This is a genomic window from Candidatus Nitrosocosmicus agrestis (assembly GCF_008389435.1).
Classification (GTDB): Archaea; Thermoproteota; Nitrososphaeria; order Nitrososphaerales; family Nitrososphaeraceae; genus Nitrosocosmicus; species Nitrosocosmicus agrestis.
Genome location: NZ_VUYS01000018.1, coordinates 1 through 21,654 on the forward strand (window position 1 = coordinate 1; position 21,654 = coordinate 21,654).

A 21,654-nucleotide genomic window follows, 5' to 3' on the forward strand; every position below is an offset into this window, starting at 1 on the left:
AAGGATAGGCCTGAAAAGTACAAATGCAACCCATAATATACATACTTTGAAGGCGTTCTGTTTCTAGTAAGCATAAAAGAAATGGAATGCTTTCAAGCTATAGGCTTATCGTTAACTGAACAGAGCCCTGATAACTATTCTCTTATTCAAATATATTAATAGCCTCCTAAACCTCTGTGGAAATGTAGAGATTCCTTGAGAGTCAGAGTCGATCTTTCGTACGTCGATTACAATGATGTATTTCAGTTTCTTGAATCTTTAAAGCATGAATTCCCTGAAGTGGGAGAATATTTGAATCGACAGAAAAACCTGCCTGAAAACTTGGTCTTTTATTTCGACTTTAATGATTCATTTTCTGAATTTGAAAAACATGTTCGCAAGACTGTGGATTCCGATAAGAATCTACATTATGATGTGGCTGTGGATTCAAAGGAAGACAATACTTTAACTTTGTTAAAACCCGATGATCTTGAACAGCTAGGCATTTTCATTTGTGAATTTTGTGGTGCTGTTTCTAGCAGTGAAGAAGAAAAATACATTCATGAACGTGCGCATTATTTTTTTTAAAGGTATACAAGTTGACTACATTATTTTTTATTCATAAAAACCCGACTATTTTGGTAATTAAAAATGCAAATAACTAATCAAAATATAAAAAAATACAGATTATTAGAAGAAAATATTGTCAATACATCTACCTGCCCAATATGAAAATATATCATTCTAATTATTGAAAAATGATGATTATTGGTTTTATACTTGCTACTTAGTGTGCTTCGTGATTGTGCTTGTCTAATTCCTCAACAGTGTCAAAAGCAGCCCCACAGTTACAATCGAATTTCTTTTTATTTTCTTCTGACATGTATATTACATGTATAACATACTATATAACAATCAATTGAATTCTAATATCTAAATTTTTGTTATTTGACTCTTGAGAGTTAAGGCCGCATCAATTTTATTTCAAATTAAGATCTAATGATATTATAGTCTTCCTAAAAAATTGCCATTCTTATATGTATGATTCATTTATTATATGAATATGGACTCTCGAAAATATCATATTTGTAGAAGCTGTGGTCATTTGCGACTGTCACATAGATTTGATGCTCATAGGCCTGATGATCATCATTGTTTTATTTGTGTGTGTAAAAATTTTTTTGGTTATGATCCTCGTTCATGAATTATTTATTATATTTTTCTTGATAAGTTGATGATTTTTGGTATATTACAAAAAATATATTTTAAAAAAATATTTGTTGATTGCTTTGATGCTCTTTAATCAAAATCAAATAAATCTCCAAAGAAACCTTTCTTTTTATGTTTTCTCCTGTAATAATAATCATCATCGTCATCATCGTATTCCCTTCCATGATGATATTTTTGAAAGTGATCGTCATCGTAACGATTTTGCATACTGGTAATTTTTTCTAATTCACCACGATCAAGCCATACTCCTTTACACTTAGGACAATGATCTATTTCGACACCGTTCTTGCTGCTCAACAACATTTGTGTACTACAGTTAGGACATCTCAAGCTCATAAGATTGCTATAACTATTAAACTATTTAACTCAAATATGTGGATATGAAATTTAAAAGTCCGGATGTACAATTATATAAAAAATATGTAAACTTGCCACTTTGTATTCTATTTGTTAATAGTCATTTTCGTGTTCTATGTCGAAAAACTTTAAGATATTTTTGATAAATCTTTATTCCAGATTTAGTAATCTTTGAGGATTTATACACCTTTACAATTGGTTTGGCAAATTTTATTGGGAAAAGTAGTGGAATTAACAGTGTCAACAAGATATCTACCCAATATTTTCCCAAAAACTCAACATGATTAAAACCGGTTAACTTTAATTTTATAGTCAAGTCAATTATCAATACGAGAAACAGTGCCCAAGGTAGATAATCGTAGATTTCCTTGAATTCCTTGGGAAGTATATAAGGTGAATTCTTCAAACCCAATAAATCATAATCAAAGGATAGAAATAAAATAGCCAGTAATGAAGCTAATATTAGAACTATAATGTCTATCAGAATCAAAACCGTTTTATAGTTATTCAAATCCTTTGCAAATTGACTGCCATGCTAAATTAATCCTTGCGGGGTTTCTACATAAAGCAGACTAATAATACAATTAAACTTAGTTATTTCTCAAATCCGAAACCTTGAAGAGATATCTACATTATTGTGACTGCCTAATCCTAAAGAATAAGCCAAAGTAAATACCCATAATCAGGATAAAATAAATAATATGATTAGTCGAAGACTTACTTTCTGTTCAAGTATGGTTTGATCTCGTTAATCACCAAGAAACAATAAATCAGGTCTTTGACCTAAAGAAGAATACCAAAAAATATAGCAGTAATAAGTTGATAAATTCTAATATTGTTTAAGATTGAATTCTAAAACATGAGAACATTAATAACTGTTGCCGCTGTTCTTACTATTTTAACTACTGCGACACTACTAGCTTCCTTCATAGGTGTGAAACCGATTTATGCACTTTGTAGCGAAGTGAAAGATCCAAATGTATCCTGTCATGAACAATACAACACTCGCTCCAACATTGATTCTACAACTAGCACCTCTACAGAAGAAGACGATAATACGTCCCCATTGTTGTGTTCGGATCTAAAATGCAAGTTGGGACATGAATATATGTTAGATCCAGATAATGACTTGGTTGAAGATCCATTAGATTTTATGGACTATTAAACAAGTCTATCCTCCAAACTTTATTTCGAAATACCAATTTTTGAGGTCTTTAGTAGTAAACTTTACATTCTAATGTTGGAATCTACCCATTTTTCGACATTTTTAGTGACAGTTTGAAGAGTAGAAACCAGGTCTAGAATCTCAAATTTGGATTCAGTTTTTTGAGGGTCTATGGAAAAATTTTTTTGAATCATAAGTTCTTCATCAGTGTTTGAAAGCAAGATTTCATTCTCGTTCAGCATTTCTTTCATAGCTATATCCAGTTCTATTCTATTTTTTAAGTCGGATGTACTTAACTTTGGGAATTGTTCTTTTAAATTAACAAGTTTAGCTTGAAACATTATTCCATTTCCTAAACTAGGATATGAAATCAATTCTAATACCGGTAGAGCTTCGGGGGAAATTATTTTTGCATAAAACTCCGAGGTAACTATGGTATGTTTTTCGTCAGAGATTGTAAAGCCTGATTCTCTTAAATAGCTTATAACAGAATTAAATCGATATTCTTTGCTATCATCAGTCACTAATTTGATAATAAAGTCGAATTATTTATTCTAATTGATCAAAAAATAAAATAAATTCACAATTTTTTAAATTGGAATCGGATTCGGAGATCTCTTGTTTTTAAAATGTAAATTATTTGGTTTTGAGAGATAAGCATTTAAATCATATAACTTTTATCCATTTTGTTATTTTACCAGAACAAACTAAGTGTTCTTTATCATTCAACCGAGTTTATTCTTTTTTTCAACCGATTTTTATTATTATTGGCCCGAATTACTATCTTCTTTTTTCTGCATTCTTATTTAACTATAAACTATTTGCAACAATAAAGATAATGCCGATTATTCGATAGGTGCGAAATTTCAATATCGACCAGACTTGCCGAAATTTATTATTGTGAACGGGAAAGCCTTTTTGTACTAGTAGGGTCAGTTTAATTATTTAGAAAGTATGAATTCCATTTTCTATTCTTTAGTGTAACTTCGTATTATGAACAGGTTTGTTATCTGCATTCGTAGCAACGTAGGATGCCAATAACTATGCTTCACATCTTGGGAATAAAATAAGGAAGATATATATGGTTTTATCAAATAGAAAAATCTTGTCAAACTTTAATATATATAGAAATCTGAAAATAATTTATGGTAAAAAAACTTGGTGTTTTTTTTGCAGTATTGTTGACTGTTTTATTATTATCTAGTACTCATGTTGATAATAGTATAGTGGCATTTGCTCAGAATATTACTACGCCTGCAAATCCATCAAATATAACTGCGGTTAATAGTACATCTAATACCGCATCACCCACATCACCCGACAAAGTTAGTATTGAACCTGCTACAACGACCACAAAGTTAGATGGCGGTATAAAAATTACTTCACCTGACAAAGGTGATCTAGTTCCCTTAAACTCCAATAAATCATTAGTTATTAATGGAGTTTCAAAAGATAATGCAACTTCTGATTGTGATGTAACTATCATATTAAATAATGTGAAACCATATCAGAATGTTCAACCAACAGGATTGGGAGGCTCCAATGACTATTCTTCATGGAAATATACACTTTCAAGCAATTACACCAGCATTAATGAGGGAAACAACAAGATAACATCTAAGATATACTGTGCAAACCTTGGAGGTCAGTCCTCTCAAGATTATTATTCTGTTAACGTAACTGCAACCAACTTTACTCAAGCACAATTATCTAATTATGAAATGATGTTGAATTCGCCAATGAATTCAACTAACAATAGTACTATGGGGGGTAATACCACATTAACGACCCAAGTTCAACCCATTGCTCAAGTCCAACAATTTAACGACGATACTGGTAACGGACCGATTTGTTGTAAGACCACCAGTGCATTAACTGGTGTAGATAATAGCTTTGGCGGTTCAAGCGGGAGCAGCAGCAGCAATAGCAACGACGACGACGATGATGACAACAATGACGATGACAATACAAGCCGTAGCAGCAACGACGACGATGATGATGACAACAATGACGATGACAATACAAGCCGTAGCAGTAGCAACGACGATGATGATGACAACAATGACGATGACAATACAAGCCGTAGCAGTAGCAACGACGATGATGATGACAACAATGACGATGACAATACAAGCCGTAGCAGTAGCAACGACGACGATGATGATGACAATGACAGCTTTGACTTCTCTAATAGGGTGGATGACTTTGACTTTGGATTTGACTTTGACAACGGTGGTTCTGACGACGACAACGGTGGTTCTGACGACGACAACGGTGGTTCTGACGACGACAACGGTGGTTCTGACGACGACTTTGGCTCATCAAATTCCGGCATTGGCGATATTTTTGACAATGTTGAAGACACCATGAAGTCTGCTGGAATTGATTTTAGCTTTAGTTAACTAACTAGGGTCAACAATTCCAATTTATTAGCGATCTGAGAAATTATTTATTTTTTTATGGTATTCTGATAAGGTAAATTTTAAATTTTCACACATATTATAAAGTCAAGTCGCTGTGAATAAGTCAAACTTACTGCTTGTTATCCATTAATTTTTTTATCAAGTGAATCAAAACTACATAAACACACAAAAATCAAATATGTTTCTCAAGTTTGACGATATTGTTTCATCCATTCACAATTTTCGAGATATTCTATTAGTTTGATCATTTGAGATATCCTTTCCTCACCGCCCATCTTAACTTTGCAACTTTCGTAATGCTTCAACAATAAGGTGTCTAAATCAGGCGAAATATATTCGAGTTTTTCGACATCATCAAAAAATCTGTCCTCCTTTCCAGTATGATCATCTATAAATATTGCATAGGTTCTTAAAAATCGTGCAACTGGTTCTTTCTTATCTATATTTTCTCTTTCTGGGATTTGGTTGTTTCTTTCTGAGTTCCTCAGATTGGTTGTGGCGCTTCTTAGCATTTTTGCGATCCTTCTTCCAAATTCATGCTCAATCAAGAATTTTCGCACTTCTTCTGCATAATTGTTCTTATCTTTAGTCTCCGGAAAGTAAGCCGACTCCTCCTTTCCATGATGAAAATTATCTATAAATTCTTCAATTACAACTGATATAATCTCTATATCCTCAATAGGAATAGATTTATTTTCCAAAAGAAGCTTGGAACTTTTCATCGCAATGTCCCGAACTCTTCTTAAAGTTACATGGTCCTCCTTAAGCTCTTGAGTCGCTCTCAATTTGGCTAATTATTATTAGTCATTATAATTAAATTAATTACATTTAACAAATTGATTTAGAGCAGATAATTTTTCGGGTATCTGCGTACAGGTCAGACACATGCAAGCAGTAATGATGTATTAGGTCCTACCATCAGTCCTAATTGCGGCACCATTGACACTTTTTGAGCTATCTGAACAGAGATAAAGGATAACTCTAGCTAAATCATTGGGATCCAACCATTTTGAAAAGTCTGAATGTGGCATTGCCTCTCTATTTGCTTTTGTATCTATTATTGTAGGAAGAATGCAGTTAATGTTAATCCCATTATTTTTGACTTCTTCCTTAACCGATTCGACCAATCTTATCAAACCAGCCTTAGAAGACGAATAAGCTGTGTCGTTACCAAATGCCTTTACACCTGATGCTGAAGAAACATGGACTATCTTGCCTGTACTTCTTAATTTCATTGAAGATATGGCATACTTGGTTAGCAGAAAAGCTGCTTTTAAATTAATGTTAATCATGAAATCAAATTCCCCTAGTGTAGTCTCTTCAATGGATTTACCTCCCATGTATCCCCCTACTATATTTGCCAAAATGTCTATTTTATCATATTTTTGTTCAATCTCAGTAATCATTGCTTTTACACTATCTTCTGTCGTCACATCAGCTTTAACAAATTCAACGATAGTATCCGTCTTTTTGGAGATTGCTTCCTTCCCACCTTCATCCAAAAGATTTGAAAAGCTGCTTTTATCCTTCTCTGTTCGATGAGCTATTACCAACACTTTGGGATTCTGTTTAATGAACATATTGACTACTGATGTGCCTAGTCCTCCAGTTCCTCCTGTGACAAGTATTACCCGATCAGCAAATTCATTATCCATATAATTTGTCTAACCTCAAGTCATTTAACTTTCACTAGTACCTTCTGTAGAATTGAAAGGATAAGATGGTCTATAAATTGACTATCAACAAGGAGGACATTTATTTGAACTTTCAATATAAGCGAAGTTACACCCTATAAATAATAATAACGACTGAACATATTTCAAAAGTAATTGGTTTCACTGAATTGCTTTATATGTTCCAATTTGTAGAGATACCGTTATTTAATGAAGGATATTTTTTTAAAAAACCGCGAGTATATAGTAGAGCTTGGCTCAGGCGACGGTAGAATGTTGTTTGATCTTTCTTGCACTAATTTAACCGGTAATTACTACTATGTCGGAATTGAAATCGATCACAAACTTCATAAACAATCCCTCTCGTTAATATTGAATAAAAGAAACGATAACATATATTTTTTAAACGATGACTTTGAAGAGGTAGTTTACAATCTGCCTGACAGAACAATTAACACCTTTTTATGTATTTTACCACATCCAAACTACATAGGAATAGAAAGGGAGTATGAATGGAAAAATCTTTATCTTACATTAAGAGAAAAATTAAAACAAAATGGTAAACTAGTATTGGTTACTGAATATACCAATGAATTATTATCACCAGTTCTTTTGGAGGAGTTTCAAACATGGAAAAAATGGTTGTTAACAACGTTTGCCATGTTAGGATTTCATTTAATTAAATTACAAGATGATGTTCCATCCTTATATATCTCCAACTACGTGAGAAAGTTTAAGCAAGATCCAGACCGCATTAAGATACTCTTGTTGGAATTAGAAAAGTCACGTAATCGATAGATTACATTCAATTTCATGTATTACCTCGGAAAATTGTTATTCTTCTTTTTTTACGTTATGGTTCACAAATTCGATTAAACTCAATGAATTTTTATGAAGGATCATTTTTGCTACAATCAATAAAATCTTTGTTATCATTGATAACTTAGAATGCACATTCTAAAGGCATAGTATAACAGTATATTCAGACCTCTATATTGAAAGAACTAGCGTTTCATTTAGGACTGTTACACGTAGTAGATTGGATTTTATACAGACTGACATGCTCTTTTTTTGTATATTACACAAAATATTACAGACACCTTTTATCAAGAATGTAGAATAAACCTTCAATTTAATATTGAAGGCGATTTTTTTTTGAGTATTACTTTCAGGTTTTTGAAATTAATGCTTAAGATCGAATTAACCATCAAATTGTAATAGTATCTTCATTATAAAATCAGATAACATACTATCATATGCAATATTATAATTCAAATATTGTCAGAAAGATGTAACAACATGAATCTCAAAATAGTATCAAAAAATTGCAACCAAAGTTAAACAATATTTGTTATTTCTTAGAATCTTTTTTCCTGCGATACTATTGAAGAAAAAACATATAACAATGGGTTTGGGTGATCCTTTCTCTTTGCTCTATTAATGGAAAATGCTTTTTTATTTAGAAATTTAAATTCATAAAATAAGCATTAATTACTATTGAATACATTCAGGAAAATCGTCGGACCGCTTTACCCATAGTTTTCCTAATGACAAATAAATTGTATTCATTTCGCGGATTAAAGACTGTTGCATTCCACTTTTCTTTTATTGTACTTTGGTTTTTCTGTTCTATTCGTAATAAGAAAATAATAATATCCTAATTGTTAATTAATCAATATAACTGTAAAATTTTTAAAATTCTTGAGCAAATACTTTGTTTAAAGTGTAGTTTGCATCCAGCGTCAATTAGATTAAAAATATATTACTTTGATTTCGATATTAATTGTTTAGTCTTTTTTCAGAGCCAATTTGCATCAAGTCATGAAAATGATAGGATATGGTATTCTACTTTAAATTTTTTGGACTTCCCTAAATTTGTCTCAATAAATTACTTTGATTCATATTACTATATTCCATTTACTTAAATATTGGACTTTGTTACCTCTAGTAATGACTGATAGTAACAAGGAGCATGTGTATAGGACCATGTTACAATGGCTGAAAGATTATAATTATTCTATTAATGAAGAATCTAAAATTGAAAATGGACCTCAATATTACGCAAAGGTTTTTCCTCCAAACGAGGCTATAAAATTTTTTGAAATCGTCTCAGAGGAAGAGTATCGAGATGGTTTTCTACTCAGAATGCGTGTAGCATTCACACCAAAAGACAGGACCGACTTTGAACATTTGAAGGAAGAAGTACAAAATAGTCTCTTTATAAGAATGCACAAGATACTTTCTCCAATACGTTTGCTTTGTAAAATCGAAAATGCGGTTATAAGTGTGGAAAAGTATTTGTTCATTGATGTAGGTTCTATAACTTGTAAACAATACTTTTGGGATAGTGTTATTGAGATGTCTAATGCAATGTACCTGATTGAGTTGACATTTTATGAGTTTATAGATGACTTGTTCCCAAAAAAGAAAAAATAACGATGTAGTTTATATAAACCAACAGGGTAAGTATAAGACATGTTTATATTACTAAGAACAAGAACTTGACTGCTTATTTGCAACAAATACCGCCTCCTCAAAACTGAGGCTTCTTAGTAGTGTGAGGCATACTTGTATATTAGATTAGAACATAATATTAATAGGATACTTAAAGGGGAATTAAGGGTCTGTATACATATCCCTTTGAGTGTATACAAACTAAAGGCCATTGGTTTGATCTAGTCTGCTGATTCCTTAGATTGCCAAAGTGCGAAATATAATACCGGCTCTTGTGTTGCCAAACTATTTTCTTGGCATAGATTGATATGATTTTTTTTGTGTATATGTAAATATATTTACAACTGTTATAAACTTTATAACATTTGAGGGATCATAATATTCTATATTTTTTTTAAAAAAAGTTTTGATATCACATAAAATATTTATGTTTTATCTAAACTTGCCTATTTGAAAACTATTATGCTAAATAAAAGGTCACCACGAAATTATAATGAATAACCGGACTATGTCACAATATAAACTTCCTTCCTAAGCTACCCGGAGAGTCAACCTTTCCTAAAAAACTCTGGTAGAAAAATTTCAAAGCATAAAGAGGTTGATTAAATAATAAAATGAATTCTCAGATGGTTTCCTAGTTGCATCTCGTCCTCAAATTCCATTCCGCAATGTCGACAATGCAATATTCCTTTAGACTCTGCATTAGATCTTTCTAAGAAAGTCAAACTTTCATAAGAGTTAGAGTCCTTCGTTACAACAAAATCAGCAATCGCCAATCTAACTAAAATTTCCTTTAATTTCAGTTTAATTTCATTTACCATATCGATTTGCTCCTCTATCTCAATACCTTTAATCATATCAGTTCTTTTATCTGAATTTCTCTTATCATCATTCCCAGTAGAATTATCGCGGTAAATTATTCTGTAGTAATCTGTCCTATTATTATCGTTAGGAAAAAACTCTATTTCTATTTCCCTCAAGACTTTCATTTTAGTTTCAAAGGGGAGGTGTTCAAGGTTTATAAAAATGACCATTTCGTATCGCCGGCAATGTTATTTATCATTCTAGATATAATAGCGTTTAAAGAGAGAATCAATTATTATTATCTTATTATTATAATTAAAGAATCCGGTATCAGAACGTCAAGTTCTTGTCCAAAAGTGTTCAAACCAGGGATTGCTAACCGACCATTAATACAAGAATATTCCATTTCAATCCATTCTTTAAATAATTGACATGGATTTAGCAACCACAAAATGCTATAACGATCTTTTTAATCGAATTTTCAAAAATAAAAAAATATAAGAATATTTATGGCTGTAACTTACAAAAAGTCGCCTTCATTATATTTTTGGTAATCCAAATTCTTATTTTATTTCAAATTTCTTTCTTCTCTACTTTGCTTTGCACAATCTTTTTCTTTTTAGTTACCATTAGAGCTACCCCAAACAGTATTATAATCATTGCAACAATTGTAGTGATAGTTAAGTGCTCATTTAATATGGCCCAACCTAGGAGTACAGCAATAACTGGACTGACATAAGCAAAAGTATTTGCCAATGATGCCGAAGTAACTCTTAACAGATAATAAAAGTCTGTAAACCCTATAATGGTAATTATTACTATGAGATAAACTTGGGCCATCAGGGATTGAGATGATATTTGAAACAAATCTAGTGATTTATATTCACCAAAAAGGAAGCTTACTCCCGCAAGCATTAATCCTCCAGTAAGCATTATCATTCCAGAAGAAGCTAGCATACTTACCGGCAACTTTGATTTTGTAGAGTAAATCGACCCTGCAGCCCATGAAACCGAACTGATTATCAGTGCCGCGGCCCCGATTGGATTCATCTCGCCGGATCCTATCGAAGGAGCAACTAGTAACATTAACCCGCCAAACCCACAAATAAGTCCCATGGTTGTTAGTTTGGTCAGTTTTGGACCATCATTTGATTTTTTTATCCACCTATATAAAATGTATAGCAAAATTGCCACCCAAAGAGGAATAGTTGAATTCAACAAGCCTGTCATACCAGAGGACAAATACTGTGCCCCCCACGTAAGTAAACCCTGACCACCTAAGAATAAAGTAACACCCAAAATGAGGCTGTCCTTCCATTGATTCAAAGTTATTTTTTCTCTGGGATGATTCGATTGGGCTTTTAAACTAAAAATCCCTATTCTTGATTTGGTCGGCCTTGTACCTAAGGATGCAGTCGATGATTCACTCTTTTGAGTGATAAGGAAGTAAAGCGTAAACAATACAAGTCCTGCCAGGATAAATCTTAACCCAGCACTCAACAATGGTGGGATTGTGTCGATGGCTACCTTTATAGCAAGAAAGCTCGATCCGTTAATAATCCACAGCGAAACAAGAATTAGCCATATTTTAGTTTGATTATTCATTTCCATGTAACTATATAATTTCCAGAAAACTTGGTCATGTATAATGCTTACTTGCGGATTGTCCACTAATTTGATATGAATATCTTTAAAATCTCCCTCGTCAAGCAGATGATCCTTGGATTCCAAAAAAATTGTTTTATTATTTAAACCAACAAAGGAATTTTCAACCTAAGTTTACGAACGTGACGGTAGAATCCAAAACAAGAAATTTTGTTTATTCTGTGAGTAAATCATTAATTTTTTGTACAAAAACACTGTTTTCAATGGGTTTTTGTATAATTGTAATAGATTTTGGAAGGACCATTTTGCTATTGTTGAACAGACTAATTTGTTCGCTCGATGTAAGAAAGCATATTTTTGCATTACTATCGATATCTTTAATCCTACTGTACAGTTCTGTTCCAGATATGGAGGGCAATTTTAAATCTAATAAAATCAAATCGTAATAGTTTTTTTTATAATTTGACAATGCTTCAATTGGATCATTGAATATCTCAACCTCATAGTTAGAGTCTTCCAATATAATTTTAAAAATGAAAGTAATATCTTCTTCATCGTCTACTATCAGAATCTTTTTTTTAAAATCAATACCAATCATAAGCTATCTTTCATCCAGAATGCTATCATTACCCTTGGGTAACGAAATAATAAATTTTGCTCCTTTACCTGATGGATTATTTTGTGCGACTAACATTCCATTATGAGCTGCTATGATGCTCTTAGAAATATATAATCCAAGACCAATCCCATTAAATGATTTCGTAGCAAATTTTGTAAACAATTTAGGAAGAATTTCTTCATCAATCCCGCTGCCATTGTCTTCTACTACTATTTCCATCCATCTCGATACACCATTGGATTCTTGCCGTATTTGTGATTTCGTAGATATGGTTATTTGACCTTCTGTTTCGGGTAAAAATTTTATCGCGTTATCAATTAAATTGGATATTACTCTACTGATACCATTCTTATCTGCACTGACAATCGAATCATCATAATCTAGGGAGGTTGTAAATACAACATTTGCCTTTTCAATGTTTTGTTTGTAATTATCGATATTTTCAAGTATAACTTCATTAATGTCAAACTTTTCTTTTTTTAAATTCAAAACATATCCTTCAATTTTTGTAACGTCAAGGATGTCCTCGGCTAGTTTCTTTAACCTTCTGGCATTTCGGTCAACTATCTCAACTAATCCCTTCTCTCTGTCATTCTTGGGGTACCCTTTCAATATTTCCGCTGCCCCAAGGATCGGTTGTATGGGTGTCCTCAATTCATGTGCCGCAGTGTTGATAAATTCTCTTTGCATTTTATCGTGCAATTGGAGCTGCTTGTAAAGTTCCGCTTGCCTCCAAAAACTTTCAAATATGGAATAGTACGTAAGTACTGTAGATGAACTATTTGAATAGGTAACTAGGCCTATAGCTTCTTTAGTGGTATTTTTTGAATCATCCTTAACCTCAACTGCTAAGGAATACTTTTTGTCTATTACGACAATGGATGCCTTGATTTGCATACTGCGGTCAATTAACCTGATTTTGATACGATCAGCAAAACCCTGTTTTTCAACTTCGTCTATTATTTTGTAAATTGAGTCTTCTTCTGGTACAAGAATACGCACTGTTAGTCCCGTGCTTTTGAATCTTTCGTTTAGCAATGCAAAAGACAGAGAGTTCTTCTGTCTTTCAAATGCTCTAGCTGTAGAGAATATACCTACGATGTCAATAGATGCTGTCTTAAGCAAATCATTGAGCATTTTTTCAAAAGCTTCGGGATTCTGTATGATTTCTATATTTTCATTGTCTAAGCCTAATTGGATATCTTTGATTCTACTTTTGGCGTCTATTCCATTACTCCACAGTTCCTCAAAAATGGATCTGAAATGTTCTAGGTAAGCCTTTTCATTTGTAGTTAATAAATTTTGGATGACTTGCCCTCCTTCTGTTTTTTGTATGGTCGCTATCATTTCTCTTTCTGATGCGGCAAAATTAATAGGTGGTAGATTTCTTACGTGCCTGATTTCTATCCCTAAATTTAAAAAATGAGATGCAGTTATAATATCATTGTTATCATCAATTTTAGTCACAATTCTTATTCCATCATGAGCAAAAGCCTGCTTGTGTTTACATATTCTTTGATATACGTCAAAATAATTGTTGTAAGCTAGGAGAAGACCCTGTGTCTTGGTGCACAGTATGAATTCACGTGAATCTATGAGTATATTTTTACTCTTAGATATGATATCCTCGACATTGTGTATTATTTTTATTTCTTTGAGTACGGACTTGAGGTATTCACGGGTATCTTGGTCAGTAAAGGTTGACTGAAGACCAGTACTTTGAGCCATCTGAATTTTCTCATACTCGACTACCCCGATTACCTTTTTCTCAATTTCCTGAATCATTTGAGCAGATCCAATACTGACAAGGAGTCTAGACTCTTCTATTGCTGAATCCCTTATGGATTGACGCAACTTCAAGTCCTGGGATACAGTAATCGCTGATGAATAAAGTCCCAACATGAACAAATAGGTAGAAAGCAATACTAATGAATGGGCGGCTACACCAAAAGTGGGTTCAACCGCTGAAGTTGAAAGAGATATCCCTACAATAGTATCTCCAATCCCAGCTAGAATTAAAAAGTCTTTGATCTTGGAACTCTTCATCTTGTTGGCGACAATAAAAAAGGCCAAACCAAACAGAATATTGCCCGCAATCGTTCCAAGCCTGAACAATATCCTAAAAAAGTATCTATATGCTTCATCAATCCCTGTCAGGCTTTCTCCCGAGAAAAACCCTGGCATTTTGCCAATAATATAAAGAACTAATGGTAGGGAAAGAATGATCCAAAACCATATAGGCAGTGAGCCAAACTTTTGGTAAATATTTCTTAATAGCATTGTGGACGCTGTCCATCTAAACACAAAACCAACTGGCAAAATTATTGAATTAAGTAAATTATATGTCTCTAAAATCTCACTGGGAATAACAAAATAGCTGGTACCAAATTTATTAGAATCTATAAAAACAACTTGGCCGCCAAACTTATCAGACTGTTTATATTGAAATGATGAATCATAGGTTGTGTCCGACTTATGATCATCTTCGAAAATGATATCAATCATAAAAAACTTGGTTGTAAAATCTTCGATAATTGAGCATGCAAGTGTCAGTGTTGCCAAGGCATAAAATAGTACAATTGAGTTTTTGTATTTACTGGCTTTATACCATGAAAAAAATTTATATGTTAATACGGCCATAATTGCGGTCGCAAGTACTGAACTTATTGCAAAGACAAACCTCGAAAAAATATAGTCGGGGTTACCATATAGTAGCATTACAATTAGAACACAGAGAAGTATAGTTTGAATCACAATGACTGACCAGTGAATCGATGAACTTAGTCTCGATTTTTGCCTCAAACTCTTTGAAACGTGATGGGCGAATACTAGTAATACATATGTCCCAAACCCATATCCAACTATGATAGTAAGAACGAACATTATTCTTCCAATAGTTGGGTCATATGAAAGGAGCTGCCGTGTCATAAGCAAATCTACTATAACAATTATGATCATGGAAATACCTATAAAAAATGGTAATCTATTTTGCATATGATTTCCAAGTATTAGATTTGATACAGTATTTCCATTCATACCCAATAACACTCCTTATCCGCACCCACTTTTAGGCTTTGTTATTAACTAATTCAAACTGTCAAATAGAATTTAAATGATGAAAAACTTTTAAAATATTTGAGAAGTTTTTGTATTTTTTAGCACATTTGTTTATGTTTTCAAACGTTCCTGAATTTATAAGCTATAGTCTTGCGTTTAAAGGTGAAGGAAAAACAAGGCCAATCTGTATCTCCAATGATGAAATTAACTTAAAACAATTGTATCACATTTGGAAAAAATTAATTTTCTATTGATAAAATTCCTCCGTCTCTGCTAAATAGTTTTTTGAAAACTTGCAAAGATGAATGTCTTACTCCGGTAATTCTTTAAAACATTTCAACAATGCGGTCTCACCGTTGAATATGCGGGCTAAAATAATGCTATTGGCAAATTCAAACCAATTTACTATTTTGAATTAGTTATGTTAAAATGAATGGGACGTAGATTTTGGTCTTGATGAATAACTCCGAATATTTTCCAACTGGTTATCATTCAGTCAATCCATTTATTATAGTGAGTTCAATTAGTGAATATTTCTCATTTCTCAAAACCGTTTTCGGAGCCTGCATCAGAAAAAAAGTTGAAAATGATGCGGAAAGATATCTGGAAGCTGAAATAGGCGATTCTGTACTGATGATTCAGGAACAAAGCGGAGATAGAAAATCTGAAAGAGTATCATTGTGGATATATTTGAAGGATGTAAATCGAGTATATGAATTAGCGATTAGAAATGGCTGTACCTCTATAGAGTCTCCTACACCCAAGTTCAAAACAGACATTGTAGCCAAGATTTCTGACCCTTTTGGAGTGATATGGTTTTTGTCAAGTTACAACTCATGACAACAATGAAATAATTTTTTATGTTCCAATAAGAAAGATGACTTGACGCTACCGGATGGCTTCAAGTGATAGGAATTCTTCTTTTTAAGATTAAATTATCATTATAATTATTATTATTATTATCAAAATACATCCGCAGATATATCTTACATGATCTATTAGAGTATGATTTAGCTGATTACTTTTTTTATCCCTGACCCACCTATACTCGACAATTAATTTTATTAATGATCCAGGTACTAGAATTCCCAACCTTGCTAAAAATATCACATGTTTTATTTAAAATATTAAAAAAAATTGAAAAGTATTATGAAAACTCATGTAGAAAAGCAAGTTATATATCTTTGAAATTCATTTCTAGTTAAGGGGGTAACGGGGGTGTCACATGACTATTTTAATAAAAAACTAAAAATGGATAAAATAAAGAATTCTCCCCCAAAAACCAACGAAATACAGACCTTGTGGGGGATCGAAATCTACAACCGTCTAAAACTTTTCCCATGGTGGGTTTCATATCACAAGGGCAATACCGTCGAATCTGAATTGCGTGAAAACATTATTTCAATCGGGCATAAATTGGGTATGAAAGACAAGTGGCTAAAGAAAATTTTGCGTCACACCGTTTCGGAGTTCTCCAAGAAAGGTCTAGGTAGCGATTATTACGGCTATCACAACATACAACATGAACTGGAGGCAGCTTATTTTACTCTTTTGTCTATCGACGGCCTTTGCCAATCAAAGAGATATGAAATAACTCGAAATGACATTTGCTATCTATTCGTGTCCGCTTTATTTCATGATTATGACCCCGGGAAGGAATTTGATAAACCAAACGAAGATTGTGTAGAATTTTACATTAGGAACGATAAAAAAATTACTAGGCTTATTGAGGAAGCAGGACTTGATCTGAACATTGTTGTGGCATTAATACATAGGACTGCATATCCCTTCGAAGGTAAAATTGCGGATCATGCTAGAAACAAAATCCAGCGATTAATGTGCAAAACTTCAACTACCCGCGGTGATGCCTACACAACTCAGAAAATTGAAAAACTGGGCTGGCTACTTTCTGTATCTGAGAGAATGGCCGGTTATGCCCTGGGCGGGATCGAACATGCAAGGGATATGGCAAGGAGGAATGCACATGCTTTAGGTTGGCATCCTTCCGTAATTAACAAGAATTCAGTTAAATTTTTTGATTATTTAATGAAAAACGAAAAAGAAATGTTTGATATGGTGATATCTGCTGTTCCTCAACAATTTAGGACGAATTTTTATAACAATGTAGCAAATTTTAAAGAGTCATGGAACAAAGAATTAAGTCTGAGAGACTTAAAGAAGGGGTCTAAATTAGTATTTGTCACAGAGAACAATTCAACAGATATTTCTAATGCTACTATAGCTGACCTGTTAGAAGTATTTGGAACCGTACCTACCTTGATGCGAATCAATGAAAATGAATTCATAAAATCAATTCATGACTTGAACTCTATAATCGTGACAATGAGGCTCGACGAACCTGACGGAAAAATTATAGGATATGCAAAGGGTGGTCCTCTTGAGTGTTACTCCCTTAGACCTGGAACAATAGATAGGTATTATGGCAGAAGAAATACAGTTTATCTGGAGGGAATCAGCGTGATAGAAGGTTACTGGGGAGGCACAGGAGGACATTATCTGAGAATCAAATTCCTTAATGAGGCATTGGGACGTAGATACAAATTTTTGACAGGATATGCTCACAGAGATGTGATATTACAGAGGCGGAAGAAATTGGAGATGATTGATATTGTGAGAAAGTATGATCCAGATATGCTTGATTATTATAGGATAGATTTGAATAATTCGATATATAAAAAAACCATGGTAGATTCCTACGATCTGATTTGTTAGTAGTATTCATTCTAGATTTCCCGTTTGTGTGAAAGTTTTTATTTTGAATAACCTTTTGAGATTGATTTATCATAAAAATATTCATCGCTGTATTCGATTTCTATGATCTTTTATCAAAGTCAATTTGGTAACTAAAGGAGTATTGGTACATTTGACTAGTATTTACTAGGGAGTCTCGAATTATTTGATCCTTATTCTTGTGAAGTCTTGATTATATAGTGCGATATTGCCAATAAAAAGCAATACTTTAAAAGTAAGTGGATCTTACAGTATAATATGGTTAAAGTAGTTGCGGAACCACAATATTGGTATACAAAGGGCTTGAAATATTATAATGAAAAGTGTTATGGCATAGCGATCAGGTGTTTTGATAAATATCTTGATTTCCATTCCGGAAATAACTATGGCGCTTGGTTTATGAAAGGAAATTCATTCTATCAACTTCGAGAGTATGCTAAAGCAGTATATTGCTTCAACAAGTCCATATGCGACTAACAGGAATCAGGTATTTCAAGAAATAATTTATTTTGTAAAATGAATTTACTAATTTCCATTTTTTTGCAGTTATTTATCCTTCTGCATAATATAGGAACGACACAATCAATTTAGATTTCTAATACGTTGAATTCTTCGAATTGTTATCGAGTGAGTGGATTGAGTTACTTTATCGAGATTTGACTTTTATTCCATGATCCTCTATTACTTTAAGGGTTTTTTCTGCTCCTTCTCTAATAGACCTTGAAATTGTTTTTGGTGAAAAATCTGCATTTTCAAAAATATGAGGGAACTCTTCATCTCTTGAAATATAAAAAATCTCTTTGATTTCAGCTCCATGATCTTGGTGATATTTTTTATATTTTCTGTTAATTTTGGTTATTGTTTTTTCATCTAACTGTAACTTATCCATATTTGTGTTAACAATTTGATACAGTTCTTCAATAAAATCTAAATATCTCGTAATCGTAGCCGACATTTTTATAGAGTGTTCTGTCTTGTCTGAAAATATTATGTCTCTTGCCCTGTGATAAACTTCGCCAAGGTTTCCAGGAAGCTTTTTCACCCTTTTGGGATAGTTTTCGACTAAAAATATCACTTTATCCTTTATAGGAGACGCGTCCAATACTTCTCTCAGCGGTGTATTACTTAGTAGCCCTCCATCCCATGCATACACATCTGTTTCTACCTCGATCCAAGGAAAGTTGTACAATGGGTAAGCAGATGTTGCCAAGATGTGTTTTGGTTTGATTTGCATCTGTTTACTATCGAATATCAGCGGTCTTGAATTCAGTACATTCACTGCAGTTAAAATTAATCTCATCTTGTTATCCGATTGAGGATTCAACTTTTCAAAATCGACATATGCCTCCAGTGTTTTCAAAAGAGGTCTGTGATCGTAGATATATGTCCACTTGGCAGGATTAAGGAATCCTGAATCCATTGGTTCTTTGGCAACCAACCATCTAGGCATGAAAAACTTTGAATTTCCAAATAATGCCGAACTACTAAATGATTGGATTTGATCGTATTTTATTTTTTGTTCGCGTTTGAGATCCTGATGATCGGGAGACGGGTTCATCGAAGGAAGGGGAAATATAATGTTCCTGTAAAATTTTTCAAAATTCTCGTAATAAAGTTCACTCATATTTTTGTTGGGAACAAATCCTTCAGAGAGTTCGATCCAAAATTCTTCTAACTTTTGAGCCGCATTGTCCTCGTCCCTTGAACCTGCAATGATGGCTGCATTTATTCCACCAATTGATGTGCCTGCTATTATATCCAAGACAAATCCTTGACTAGCAATACTTTTGTAAACACCACATCCAAACGCCCCCAGCGATCCACCACCTTGAAGGATTAAGACTTTTTCGAGGTTGTTCTTTTGTTGATTCGACAATTGGTTTAGGTTGTATCCTTAATCTAAAAAGCTTTGAGGTTCTTCAAATCTCTATGATGAATGTCTAACTAACTTAAATATATAAACACAATTATAATTTAATGTTTCAATCAGTAAATTACACTTACCGAAAATAATTTCCTCAATTGCCCAGAGCGATTTTAATGAGGTATCACAAAAAAATTATAACAAAGAGGTTATACGCCAGCTTACCTAGATTCATTCAAGTTTGGTATTGTATTTTTGAACTGATTTATAGTGGTGCCAATATCTCCTTTAGATTTTAATTCTCAAATCAGAGAATAGGCTTGTGAATTAAATATATCTCTGGATAGGTTTTGAGTATGCATTACTTTAAGGTCTCAAAAAGGATGGTAATGTTTCTTACCGCCATAATATCATCCATATTAATCGGTGCAAATTTTTCTGGGTCAGTCATGGGGCAAATCAATGATACTGCCCAAGGTACCGACAAAGATTATACTGGTTTTCATTCGAATATTGAACAGATCAAGGGGCATATAGAAAAAGCGGCATATAACAAATTTTTCAACAATCAAACTCTAACCATTGGCCACACCCTCCATCCAATCGAGGAAGTTCTGAGTCTAGTTACAATACCTTTGACTCAATCTAATAGCAGCTTAAATCAGACTTATTTTGATGATTTGTATCAGTTATCTACAATGGCGACTGAGAACAGTACAGTTGCAGACTTTGAAAATAAATCACATTCCTCACTACAATTGTCTGACGAGGTGATTTCAACGGTGGTACCAAAGCAAGTATTAAGCTCTCCCAGCCATAATATTAGTGTCATCAAAGATCTGCTAACTGTCTCTGGCTCTGAATATGCTGAAGGTGTTGCTGATAGCAAAATTATATTAGAATTGGAATTCCAGGATGGATCAGCTTTTATAGATAGAGCTTATGCACTATTCAACGATACTCAGAATATTTCTAACGACACAGGTAAAATAACAACGCTTTTAACAGATTTTTCCAACCTTACTGATTCCGTCAACAATCTTAAAGACCCAACAATTATCAACCAATTAATTGAAAAAATCAACTCAGAGATAGGAGGTGATACTCAAATAAATGGTACCTCTGTCCAATCTGACGGCCAGCAGACTTCTGGTGATTATATCGCAAAAATCCGTGGTCTATTGGATCAAGTGATTTCATCTTACGAAGCAAACGATAATGTTAAGGCCAAAGAACTGGCAACAACTGCGTATCTAGATAACTTTGAGTATATCGAAGCTCCAATAGGTAAGGAATTATCAGACAAAGGTGAATCATTGTTAAGGGAAAAACTTAGAGACCAGATAGATGCGAATGTTTCTCTTGACGAAATTAGGCAAACTATAGCAGATATCCATGAGGTATTAAATGAATCAGAAGTAGTCCTATCTTCCAACCAACAATAAAACTCTTTTTTTCATGTATATAATATTTGCTAGTGACATACTGATCAATATATCATATCATTGACCCAAAAACTATTTTTAAAATGAAGGGATTGGGGAAACTACTTTAATATTTTAATTTACTGAATCATCCATATTGCCTCGATCAAGTGAATTCAAGTCACAATGTGGAGGCATTTTTGTCAAAGTAAAAAAATGATTGTAATGATTGGAATTTATAGGATGACA

19 protein-coding genes are annotated in these 21,654 nt (G+C 33.1%); 9 read left to right on the forward strand and 10 right to left on the reverse strand.

What is annotated here, in order from left to right:
• The first annotated feature begins 195 nt into the window (after positions 1-195).
• Positions 196-567, forward strand: coding sequence for a hypothetical protein (locus F1Z66_RS11375; protein WP_149863747.1), 372 nt, complete (start codon positions 196-198; stop codon positions 565-567).
• A 711-nt stretch (positions 568-1,278) separates the two neighbouring features.
• Here the strand turns inward: F1Z66_RS11375 and F1Z66_RS11380 are convergent.
• Together F1Z66_RS11380 and F1Z66_RS11385 are read right to left on the reverse strand one after the other, a co-directional pair.
• Complete coding sequence (locus F1Z66_RS11380; protein WP_255437922.1) at positions 1,279-1,545, reverse strand: zf-TFIIB domain-containing protein; 267 nt, start codon at positions 1,543-1,545, stop codon at positions 1,279-1,281.
• Between the two features lie 121 nt (positions 1,546-1,666).
• On the reverse strand, positions 1,667-2,077 hold the full coding sequence (locus tag F1Z66_RS11385; RefSeq protein WP_149863748.1) for a hypothetical protein: 411 nt from the start codon (positions 2,075-2,077) through the stop codon (positions 1,667-1,669).
• A gap of 348 nt (positions 2,078-2,425) precedes the next feature.
• Between F1Z66_RS11385 and F1Z66_RS11390 the strand changes: the two genes are divergently transcribed.
• Positions 2,426-2,731, forward strand: coding sequence for a hypothetical protein (locus F1Z66_RS11390; RefSeq protein ID WP_149863749.1), 306 nt, complete (start codon positions 2,426-2,428; stop codon positions 2,729-2,731).
• A gap of 62 nt (positions 2,732-2,793) precedes the next feature.
• Here the strand turns inward: F1Z66_RS11390 and F1Z66_RS11395 are convergent, their stop codons facing one another.
• Complete coding sequence (locus F1Z66_RS11395; protein ID WP_149863750.1) at positions 2,794-3,255, reverse strand: hypothetical protein; 462 nt, start codon at positions 3,253-3,255, stop codon at positions 2,794-2,796.
• Between the two features lie 621 nt (positions 3,256-3,876).
• Between F1Z66_RS11395 and F1Z66_RS11400 the strand changes: the two genes are divergently transcribed.
• Positions 3,877-5,133, forward strand: a complete 1,257-nt coding sequence (locus tag F1Z66_RS11400; RefSeq protein WP_149863751.1) for a hypothetical protein — start codon at positions 3,877-3,879, stop codon at positions 5,131-5,133.
• 206 nt (positions 5,134-5,339) lie between these two features.
• Here F1Z66_RS11400 and F1Z66_RS11405 read toward each other — a convergent pair whose 3' ends face one another.
• The gene (locus tag F1Z66_RS11405; RefSeq protein WP_149863752.1) at positions 5,340-5,939 is read right to left on the reverse strand and encodes a hemerythrin domain-containing protein; all 600 of its coding nucleotides are present in this window, start codon (positions 5,937-5,939) and stop codon (positions 5,340-5,342) included.
• Positions 5,940-6,059: 120 nt separating this feature from the next.
• A complete protein-coding gene (locus tag F1Z66_RS11410) occupies positions 6,060-6,809 on the reverse strand; it encodes an SDR family NAD(P)-dependent oxidoreductase (RefSeq protein ID WP_149863753.1) in 750 nt (249 codons plus the stop codon).
• Between the two features lie 228 nt (positions 6,810-7,037).
• Here F1Z66_RS11410 and F1Z66_RS11415 point away from each other — a divergent pair, with 228 nt between their 5' ends.
• Complete coding sequence (locus F1Z66_RS11415; RefSeq protein ID WP_149863754.1) at positions 7,038-7,625, forward strand: class I SAM-dependent methyltransferase; 588 nt, start codon at positions 7,038-7,040, stop codon at positions 7,623-7,625.
• A gap of 1,152 nt (positions 7,626-8,777) precedes the next feature.
• Positions 8,778-9,263: a hypothetical protein gene (locus tag F1Z66_RS11420; protein ID WP_149863755.1), complete on the forward strand. Its 486-nt coding sequence runs from the start codon at positions 8,778-8,780 to the stop codon at positions 9,261-9,263.
• A 620-nt stretch (positions 9,264-9,883) separates the two neighbouring features.
• On the opposite strand, the gene F1Z66_RS11425 is transcribed toward F1Z66_RS11420, so the two are convergent.
• The 4 genes from F1Z66_RS11425 to F1Z66_RS11440 all read right to left on the reverse strand — a co-directional run bounded on the left by F1Z66_RS11425 (position 9,884) and on the right by F1Z66_RS11440 (position 15,345).
• Positions 9,884-10,315 (reverse strand): hypothetical protein, encoded by a 432-nt coding sequence (locus F1Z66_RS11425; RefSeq protein ID WP_149863756.1) that lies wholly within the window; start codon positions 10,313-10,315, stop codon positions 9,884-9,886.
• Positions 10,316-10,658: 343 nt separating this feature from the next.
• Entirely contained in the window at positions 10,659-11,816 is a 1,158-nt protein-coding gene (locus F1Z66_RS11430; RefSeq protein ID WP_149863757.1) for an EamA family transporter, read from the reverse strand.
• Between the two features lie 88 nt (positions 11,817-11,904).
• On the reverse strand, positions 11,905-12,288 hold the full coding sequence (locus tag F1Z66_RS11435) for a response regulator (RefSeq protein WP_149863758.1): 384 nt from the start codon (positions 12,286-12,288) through the stop codon (positions 11,905-11,907).
• Between the two features lie 3 nt (positions 12,289-12,291).
• A complete protein-coding gene (locus F1Z66_RS11440) occupies positions 12,292-15,345 on the reverse strand; it encodes a sensor histidine kinase (RefSeq protein WP_149863759.1) in 3,054 nt (1,017 codons plus the stop codon).
• Between the two features lie 477 nt (positions 15,346-15,822).
• Here F1Z66_RS11440 and F1Z66_RS11445 point away from each other — a divergent pair, with 477 nt between their 5' ends.
• The 3 genes from F1Z66_RS11445 to F1Z66_RS11455 all read left to right on the forward strand — a co-directional run bounded on the left by F1Z66_RS11445 (position 15,823) and on the right by F1Z66_RS11455 (position 18,594).
• Complete coding sequence (locus F1Z66_RS11445; RefSeq protein WP_149863760.1) at positions 15,823-16,206, forward strand: VOC family protein; 384 nt, start codon at positions 15,823-15,825, stop codon at positions 16,204-16,206.
• Positions 16,207-16,584: 378 nt separating this feature from the next.
• Positions 16,585-18,099: a hypothetical protein gene (locus tag F1Z66_RS11450; RefSeq protein WP_149863761.1), complete on the forward strand. Its 1,515-nt coding sequence runs from the start codon at positions 16,585-16,587 to the stop codon at positions 18,097-18,099.
• 276 nt (positions 18,100-18,375) lie between these two features.
• Entirely contained in the window at positions 18,376-18,594 is a 219-nt protein-coding gene (locus tag F1Z66_RS11455; RefSeq protein WP_149863762.1) for a hypothetical protein, read from the forward strand.
• 169 nt (positions 18,595-18,763) lie between these two features.
• Here the strand turns inward: F1Z66_RS11455 and F1Z66_RS11460 are convergent, their stop codons facing one another.
• The gene (locus tag F1Z66_RS11460; RefSeq protein ID WP_149863763.1) at positions 18,764-19,993 is read right to left on the reverse strand and encodes a patatin-like phospholipase family protein; all 1,230 of its coding nucleotides are present in this window, start codon (positions 19,991-19,993) and stop codon (positions 18,764-18,766) included.
• A gap of 344 nt (positions 19,994-20,337) precedes the next feature.
• Here F1Z66_RS11460 and F1Z66_RS11465 point away from each other — a divergent pair, with 344 nt between their 5' ends.
• Positions 20,338-21,426, forward strand: coding sequence for a hypothetical protein (locus F1Z66_RS11465; protein ID WP_149863764.1), 1,089 nt, complete (start codon positions 20,338-20,340; stop codon positions 21,424-21,426).
• The last annotated feature ends 228 nt before the right edge of the window (positions 21,427-21,654 follow it).

What these genes read in the sequence shown, in the direction of transcription:
- F1Z66_RS11425 (WP_149863756.1), bottom strand. Translation starts at nt 10,315, where the DNA reads ATGGTCATTTTTATAAACCTTGAACACCTCCCCTTTGAAACTAAAATG.
- F1Z66_RS11410 (WP_149863753.1), bottom strand. Translation starts at nt 6,809, where the DNA reads ATGGATAATGAATTTGCTGATCGGGTAATACTTGTCACAGGAGGAACT.
- F1Z66_RS11415 (WP_149863754.1), top strand. Translation starts at nt 7,038, where the DNA reads ATGAAGGATATTTTTTTAAAAAACCGCGAGTATATAGTAGAGCTTGGC.
- F1Z66_RS11445 (WP_149863760.1), top strand. Translation starts at nt 15,823, where the DNA reads ATGAATAACTCCGAATATTTTCCAACTGGTTATCATTCAGTCAATCCA.
- F1Z66_RS11440 (WP_149863759.1), bottom strand. Translation starts at nt 15,345, where the DNA reads ATGAATGGAAATACTGTATCAAATCTAATACTTGGAAATCATATGCAA.
- F1Z66_RS11420 (WP_149863755.1), top strand. Translation starts at nt 8,778, where the DNA reads ATGACTGATAGTAACAAGGAGCATGTGTATAGGACCATGTTACAATGG.
- F1Z66_RS11455 (WP_149863762.1), top strand. Translation starts at nt 18,376, where the DNA reads ATGGTTAAAGTAGTTGCGGAACCACAATATTGGTATACAAAGGGCTTG.
- F1Z66_RS11465 (WP_149863764.1), top strand. Translation starts at nt 20,338, where the DNA reads ATGCATTACTTTAAGGTCTCAAAAAGGATGGTAATGTTTCTTACCGCC.
- F1Z66_RS11435 (WP_149863758.1), bottom strand. Translation starts at nt 12,288, where the DNA reads ATGATTGGTATTGATTTTAAAAAAAAGATTCTGATAGTAGACGATGAA.
- F1Z66_RS11400 (WP_149863751.1), top strand. Translation starts at nt 3,877, where the DNA reads ATGGTAAAAAAACTTGGTGTTTTTTTTGCAGTATTGTTGACTGTTTTA.
- F1Z66_RS11390 (WP_149863749.1), top strand. Translation starts at nt 2,426, where the DNA reads ATGAGAACATTAATAACTGTTGCCGCTGTTCTTACTATTTTAACTACT.
- F1Z66_RS11380 (WP_255437922.1), bottom strand. Translation starts at nt 1,545, where the DNA reads ATGAGCTTGAGATGTCCTAACTGTAGTACACAAATGTTGTTGAGCAGC.